Genomic DNA, 6,434 nt, shown 5'->3' with positions numbered 1-6,434 from the left:
CCTGCACCGCGCCCGCCTGGAGGCTGATCAGGCTCACCTGGTGGGCGACGACGTCGTGCATCTCGCGGGCGAGCCGGGCGCGCTCGGTGGCGACGACCTGGTCGGCGAGGAGCCGGTCCTCACGGGCCCGGCTGCGCGTCAGCTCGTCCAGCCGCGCGGCCAGTTCGCGGCGGGTGCGCGAGAGCAGCCCCACGGCGATCGGCGCCGCCGCGATGACGACCGCGTTGACCGCGTCCAGCGCCAGTCCGCGCGGATCGTCCACCGGGAGCTTCGAGAGGGGGTAGGGGAGGAAGTGGACGACGGCGAAGAGCAGGCCGGTGATGCCCAGCAGCCGCCGGTCCGGGCGGCGCGCGGCCGCCACCGTGTAGAGCGCGATCAGCGGCGCGAACCAGATGTAGCCGATGTAGAAACCCGGCAGGACGGCCAGGAAGACCGTCACCGGGAAGCGGCGCCGCCACAGCAGCGCCAGGGCGGCCGCCAGGGAGAGCAGCAGGGCGGCCCCCGGTGTCACCCCGTTGACGAGGAAGGCGTCGGCGACGGCCAGCGCCACGGGCGCGACGAGCGGGACCCAGGACGGCCGGCTCCGCGCCCGGAGGCTCACCGGACGCCGTCCCCGGGCCGTGGCACGGGCACCAGCCCGGCGCGGTCGGCCACGACGGCTGCCTGTACCCGGTTGAGCCCGCCGAGCTTGCCGAGGACCGCGCGGACGTGGTCCTTCACCGTGCTGGGCGCCAGGCCCATGCGCTCGGCGATCTGCGGGTTCGCCAGGCCGGCGCCGACGTGGGCCAGCACCTCGCGCTCGCGGGGGGTCAGGGACCGTACCGCCTCGGCGGCCGAGGCGCCGGCACCCGCCGCCAGGTAGCCGCCGATCACGGTCCTGGTCACGCCCGGGTCGAGCACGCTGCCCCCGGCGGCGAGCGTCCGCACGGCCCGGACGAGCTGGTCGGGGTCGGTGTCCTTGAGCAGGAAACCGGCCGCTCCGCCGCGCAGCGCGGCGGCCAGGTACTCGTCGGCGTCGAAGGTGGTGAGCATGGCGACGGCGGGCGGCTCCGGCGCGGCCCGCAGGGCGCGGAGCACGGTCAGCCCGGAGACGTCCGGCATCCGCACGTCGAGGAGGACGACGTCGGGGGCGCAGGCGAGCACGGTGGCCACGGCGTCGCCGCCTCCGCAGTCCGCGACGACCTCGACGTCCCGGGCCGTGCCCAGGATCATCCGCAGCCCGGACCTCACCAGCTGCTCGTCGTCCACCACAGCGACACGGATCAACGCCCGCTCCCTCGTCCCTTTCACACCAGGAGTCCCGGAGGACTCCCGGCACCTTCCAGCCTGCCCTACCGGCACGAGGAAAGCGGAATCCAATACTCCGACGGTTGGCCGTGACCGGCCCGCCGCGACGGTTCCGGCTACGGCGCCCGGCGGACATGCTGCACCATGCCGGGCCCGGCCTCCGTACGCCGTCCCGTGCACGGTACGTCCGTATTCTGCCCGCGGCGCAGGTCCGCGCTTTCCTGGCGACGGCCTGCGGCGGCCTGTGACGGCGGGAGCCGCGGCTTTCAGCCCGTCCGGCGTTTGAGGCCGAGCGGCGGAGCCGCGATCAGGTGGTCTGGGGCACAGCCCCAGGAACCGGTGAATGGGGGTGCCCCCTCGGGGGGAGGGGCTGGGGCGACACCCCCCCGGCCCGCACCCCCCCTGTCCGGCGCGAAGGCCCCGGCCGGGCGGGCCGGGGACCGTGCGCGCGGCCCCTAGGGGCGCCGCGTACGGGGGCGTCCCCGCCCGCTACCGGTCACCCGCACGGCCGCCGCGGCCGCACCGGCGGCGCCGGACACAGCGTCGTCGTGCCGGGCGCGGCCCGGTGCCCGAGCCCCGTCCGGTACGCGTTCAGCGCCGCCTCCACGCACCCCGACCGCCGCAGCAGGTCGCCGAGCAGCCGGCACAGGTCGGCCAGATCGCCCGCCGCGCCGGTGCGTTCCAGCAGCGACAGGGCCGCGCAGTAGTGCTCCTCCGCCGTCTCGGTGTCGCCCCGGTCCTCGGCCATCAGGCCGAGCAGCCGGTGCGCCCCGCCCGCGTGCACGGCGCCCCGCTCGGCGCCCAGCGCGGACGGGGTCAGCAGCGGTGCCAGCAGGCCGGCCGCCTCGTCGGCCTTGCCGCGCCGCCGCAGGACGTCCGCGAGCTCCACCTCGACCTGCACGGTGAACAGGGGCGCCCGCTTGGCGGCCAGCATCGCGCGCGCCGTGCGCAGTTCGCGCTCCGCGGCGGCCAGCTTCCCGCCCTGGGCGTGGACGTAGCCGCTCGTCCAGTGGCAGTGCGCCAGCTCGATGCGGATCCCCCGGCTCCGACACAGGTCCCGGGCCCTGTCCAGCGCCGCACCGGCCTCCGCGAACCGTCCCTCGACGACGAGCACCCGCGCCGCCCCCCGCAGCGCGCCGGCCACGAGCACCGGATCGTCCACGCGCGCCGTGAGCGCCAGCGCGAGCTCCGCGGCGCGCGCGGCCCGTGCATACGCCCCGAGGTCGATGTACGGCGCGATGGCCGCGGTATGGAGCGCGAGCAGCGCCGACGGGTCCCCCGCGCCCGCACTCGCGCCCGCACTCGCGTCCGCCCCCGACCCCGCATCCGCACCCGCGCCCGTACCAGCGCCCGCCCCCACGGCGTCGAGCTCTTCCAGCGCGGTCTCCAGCAGATGGCAGCCGTACCGCAGTTCGCCCGTCAGCAGATGCGCGAGGGCGCGCCCCCGGCGGGCGGGCGCCCGGCACGCCGGAGGCTCGTCCGCGAGCAGCAGCTCCGCCTCCGCGAAGTGGTCGCGCGCGTCGTTCAGCTTCCCGGACTCCAGGGCGCAGTCCCCGAGGCCGACGAGCGCCGCCGCCCGCTCGGGGACGAGGCCGAGCGAAGCGGCCTCCTCCTGTAGTACGCGGAAGATTTCGGCGGCCTCCGCCGCCGCTCCCCAGTGCAAGACGTCCCGGGCCTCGGAGAGGCGCGGAGCGATGTCGTCCGGCTCGTCGGCCGGTATCCCCTTCGTGCTGTTCTCGGCCACTTCAACCCCCCGGTACATGACGCAGTCGTCCAGGTGGCGGGTTGCGTCCGCACAGGGTCATCCATGCCCGGGAAGGGGCGGTCGCACGGCGATCCGCCCTATTTCGCCAACTCCCGTTCCAGGGGCGCGCGGAAGCGGGGCGTGACGCGCACGTCGCCGATCCACTCCGTCAGCCGTTCCGCCTCGGCCGCGACGGCGGCGACCGCCTCCCGGCCCACGTCGGTGAGCAGCCGCCACACCACCTCGCCGTCGGCGCGCTGCGCCCACGCGCCCACCACGCGGCCGTTCCACCAGACGGTGGGGCCTGCGTTGCCGGCGCGGTCGAAGAGGGCGGGGACGTGCTCGGGCGACAGGTACCAGTCGCGGTGGCGCCAGCCCATCGTCGTCGGGTCGAGGCCGGGCAGCAGGGCGGCCCACGGTTCGGCCGGCGGCGCCTCCTCCTCCGCTTGACCGGGCAGCGCGCGGCCGGGCCCGCAGTCCAGCTCCACTTCCACCGCGCCCGCGTCGGCGAGGGCCTTCCGGGTGTCCCCGAGCGACCAGCCGGTCCACCACTTGAGGTCCGTCTCGGCCGCGGGCCCGAACGAGTCGAGCCAGCGGCGCGCCAGTTCGGCCTTGGACTCCCGTACGGGCGGCTCGGACAGCGGCTCCACGGCGGCCCAGGGGAACATGCTGCTCGTCCAGGAGCCGCGCGGCCGGGCGCGGCGGATGTGGCCGTCGGCGGCCAGCTGCCGCAGCACGCGGCTGCCGACGCTCTGCCGCGCGGCGTAGGGCTTGTCCGGGGACGTGAGGATCGTCTCCCGCAGGGCCGGCACGTCCTTGTTGAGCTCGGCCGTCGTCGCCTCGCCGCGGAGCGCGAGCGCGTCGAGGGCGGCGCGTTCGGCGGCGGCGAGCCGCTCCTCGTCCCAGGGCGCTCCCTCCTCGACGTGTGCCCGCAGGTGCTTCAGCAGGACGGTGCGCTCGCGCGCGGCGATCGCGCGGGCGGTGGACGAGCCGACGTACGGCGCGAGTCCGGTGGTGACGGCGAAGAGGGTGCGCCGCATGGAGAGCAGCTTCACCAGGGTGACGTCCTGGTACAGCGCCCGGTCCATCTCGTCCGCCGACGGCTCGGCCAGCCGGGCGCAGACGGACAGGTACACGGTCGCCGGGTCCGTCGCGTGCAGGGCTACGACGGCGTCGGCGACCTCCTCGGCCGAACCGGCCCGGTGCGCGGGCGCCAGGAGGTGCCGGCGCCCGATGCGGGCACGGCGCTGATCGTCGGTGAAGCGAGGGCGGAGGCTGCTCATGGCCGCAGCGTAGGGGGCATATAGGCCCGAGTGTGACCTATATGAGTGAGGCGTATCGCCTGGTCGGGGCGGGGCCCGGGCCGCCCCGGAGGGCGATCCCGGCGGGCGTGTCCCGGGCTCCGCTCAGGGGCGGGTCTCAGGGTGATCCCTGACAGGCGATCAGGGTCGGGTCGGGGCTCTCCCGGATGGGCCGGGAGCCGCCGCGCCGGAAGACTGGACGGCATGGAGACGACGAGGGTGGGGCCGCGTGGAGCGGGGTCGGAGACGGGGGCACGGCAGGCGGGGGCGAAGGCGCCGCCGCGCCGCGCCGAAGCGGGAACGAGACCGCGGCGCGCGGGGTGGGCGGCGCTGGCGGCCGGGCTGTCGGCCGTGGTGCGGAGCGGTGGTGCCGGGTCCGGACAGGCGTCGCCACTGGACCGCGCGGCGCTGCGGCGGGCGGTCGCCGGGCTGCCGCCCGGGGACGTGACGGGCGCGTTGGTACGGGTGGCCGGGGCGGACGGGCACTGGTGGGGCACGGCGGGCACGGGTGATGTGGCGACGGGTGAACGAGTGCGGGCGGACGGCGTGTTCAGGACTGGCGGCATCGGCGCCCTCTTCACCGCCGCCCTCGTGCTGCGGCTGGTGGGGGAGGGGCTGCTCTCCTTGGAGGCGCCCGTCCGCGCCTACCTTCCGGACCTGCTGCCGGGTGGGCCGGAGGGGTACGACGCGGTCACGGTCGGCATGCTGCTCGACCACACCAGCGGCTTCCCCGGGCCGCGCCCGCCCATAACGGAGGACGGCCCGCCGGCAGGGCGGACGACCGAGCGCGGTTCCCGTTTCCGCACGCAGGAGGAGGCGGTCAGGGCGGTGCTGCGAGGTGGCCGGGCCTTCGAGCCGGGCCGGTACCAGCGGGAGAACGACGTCGACACCTGGGTGGCGGGGCTGGTCGTGGAGAGGGCGACGGGCCGCCCCCTCGGCGAGGAGATCAGGACGCGCGTCACCCGGCCCCTGGGACTGCACCGCACCCACCAGCCCGCGGACGGTACGGCGCTCGTAGGCCGCACGCGGCGGGACCCCGCGATCCGGGCGGAGGGCGGCCCGGTCTCCACGGCGGCCGACCTGGACCGCTTCCTCGACGCGCTCCTGGGCGGCCGGCTCCTCGGACCGGCCCAGCAGCGGCTGCTGTTCGAGCTCCCCGGACGGGACGTCACCACCCTGCCCGGGGCGGGCGGGACGGCAGCTCCGGAGGCGCCACCGCACCGGTTCAGCAGGGGCGGCCTGATGCGCGTGGCCCTGCCGGACGACGGCCTCTCGGACGACGGCCGCTCGGACGACGGCCGCTCGGGCGGCGGCACGGTGGTCTGGGGCCGGGTGGGAGCCGGCCCCGGGTACGTCAACGGCCTGGTCGCCACCCGGGACCGTACGCGCCGGCTGGCCTGCTCGCTGACCTGGGCGGCTCCGCCCGGGCGGAGCGGCGAACGCCACGTCCATGACCTCATACGAGCCGCCTTCACCGCCGCGCCGCCCGACGGAAGGTGACGCTCCGACGGCCGCGGGCGGGGCACCCGACGCGCCGGGCGGACCCGGCGCCGCCGTCAGGGCAGTGCGGCGGCCCCACGGCGGCACCACGTGGGGCAAGATGTTGCCCATGGGGAGTTTCGCTGCACACGACGGCGTGATCGCGGGACGCTATCGGCTGGGGCGGCGGATCGGGCGCGGTGGCATGGGCACCGTCTGGCGTGCCACCGACGAGCTGCTGGGCCGCGAGGTGGCGGTCAAAGAGCTGCACACGGACGACGCCGCGTCCGCCGGGGCGGCCTTGTCGTCCCAGGAGCGCACCCTGCGCGAGGCCCGGGCGGTGGCCCTCATCAAGCATCCGAACGTGATCGTGCTGCACGACATCGTGGAGCAGGACGGCCGGCCGTGGATCGTCATGGAGCTGGTGGACGGGCGGTCGCTGTCCGACCGGCTGGCGGCGGACGGCCCGGTGGACGCGCGCGAGGCCGCCGGGATCGGGCTGGCGATGCTGGGCGCGCTGCGCGCCGCCCACGAGCGGGGAGTCCTGCACCGGGACATCAAGCCGCCGAACGTCCTCCTGGAGTCGGGCAGCGGGCGCGTGGTGCTCACGGACTTCGGCATCG

6 protein-coding genes are annotated in these 6,434 nt (G+C 76.4%); 2 read left to right on the top strand and 4 right to left on the bottom strand.

Annotation, left to right across the window (positions count from 1 at the left end; translation table 11 throughout):
• From JNW98_RS33710 to JNW98_RS33695, 4 genes are all read right to left on the bottom strand, one after another.
• On the bottom strand, positions 1-601 hold a 601-nt coding region (locus tag JNW98_RS33710), incomplete at its 3' end, for a histidine kinase (RefSeq protein WP_223772103.1).
• Complete coding sequence (locus tag JNW98_RS33705) at positions 598-1,266, bottom strand: response regulator (protein ID WP_223772102.1); 669 nt, start codon at positions 1,264-1,266, stop codon at positions 598-600. The genes JNW98_RS33710 and JNW98_RS33705, both read right to left, overlap by 4 nt.
• Positions 1,267-1,783: 517 nt before the next feature.
• Complete coding sequence (locus JNW98_RS33700) at positions 1,784-3,049, bottom strand: tetratricopeptide repeat protein (RefSeq protein WP_263421496.1); 1,266 nt, start codon at positions 3,047-3,049, stop codon at positions 1,784-1,786.
• Between the two features lie 80 nt (positions 3,050-3,129).
• The gene (locus JNW98_RS33695; protein ID WP_223772100.1) at positions 3,130-4,314 is read right to left on the bottom strand and encodes a winged helix DNA-binding domain-containing protein; all 1,185 of its coding nucleotides are present in this window, start codon (positions 4,312-4,314) and stop codon (positions 3,130-3,132) included.
• 222 nt (positions 4,315-4,536) lie between these two features.
• Between JNW98_RS33695 and JNW98_RS33690 the strand changes: the two genes are divergently transcribed.
• On the top strand, positions 4,537-5,832 hold the full coding sequence (locus tag JNW98_RS33690) for a serine hydrolase domain-containing protein (protein ID WP_223772099.1): 1,296 nt from the start codon (positions 4,537-4,539) through the stop codon (positions 5,830-5,832).
• Between the two features lie 100 nt (positions 5,833-5,932).
• Positions 5,933-6,434: serine/threonine-protein kinase (locus JNW98_RS33685; protein WP_372459388.1), on the top strand; the 502-nt coding region annotated here is incomplete at its 3' end.

This window comes from Streptomyces huiliensis (assembly GCF_020037025.1).
GTDB classification, from domain to species: Bacteria; Actinomycetota; Actinomycetes; order Streptomycetales; family Streptomycetaceae; genus Streptomyces; species Streptomyces huiliensis.
Note: the sequence above shows the minus strand (reverse complement) of the source record. Positions and strands in the feature narration are given on the sequence as shown.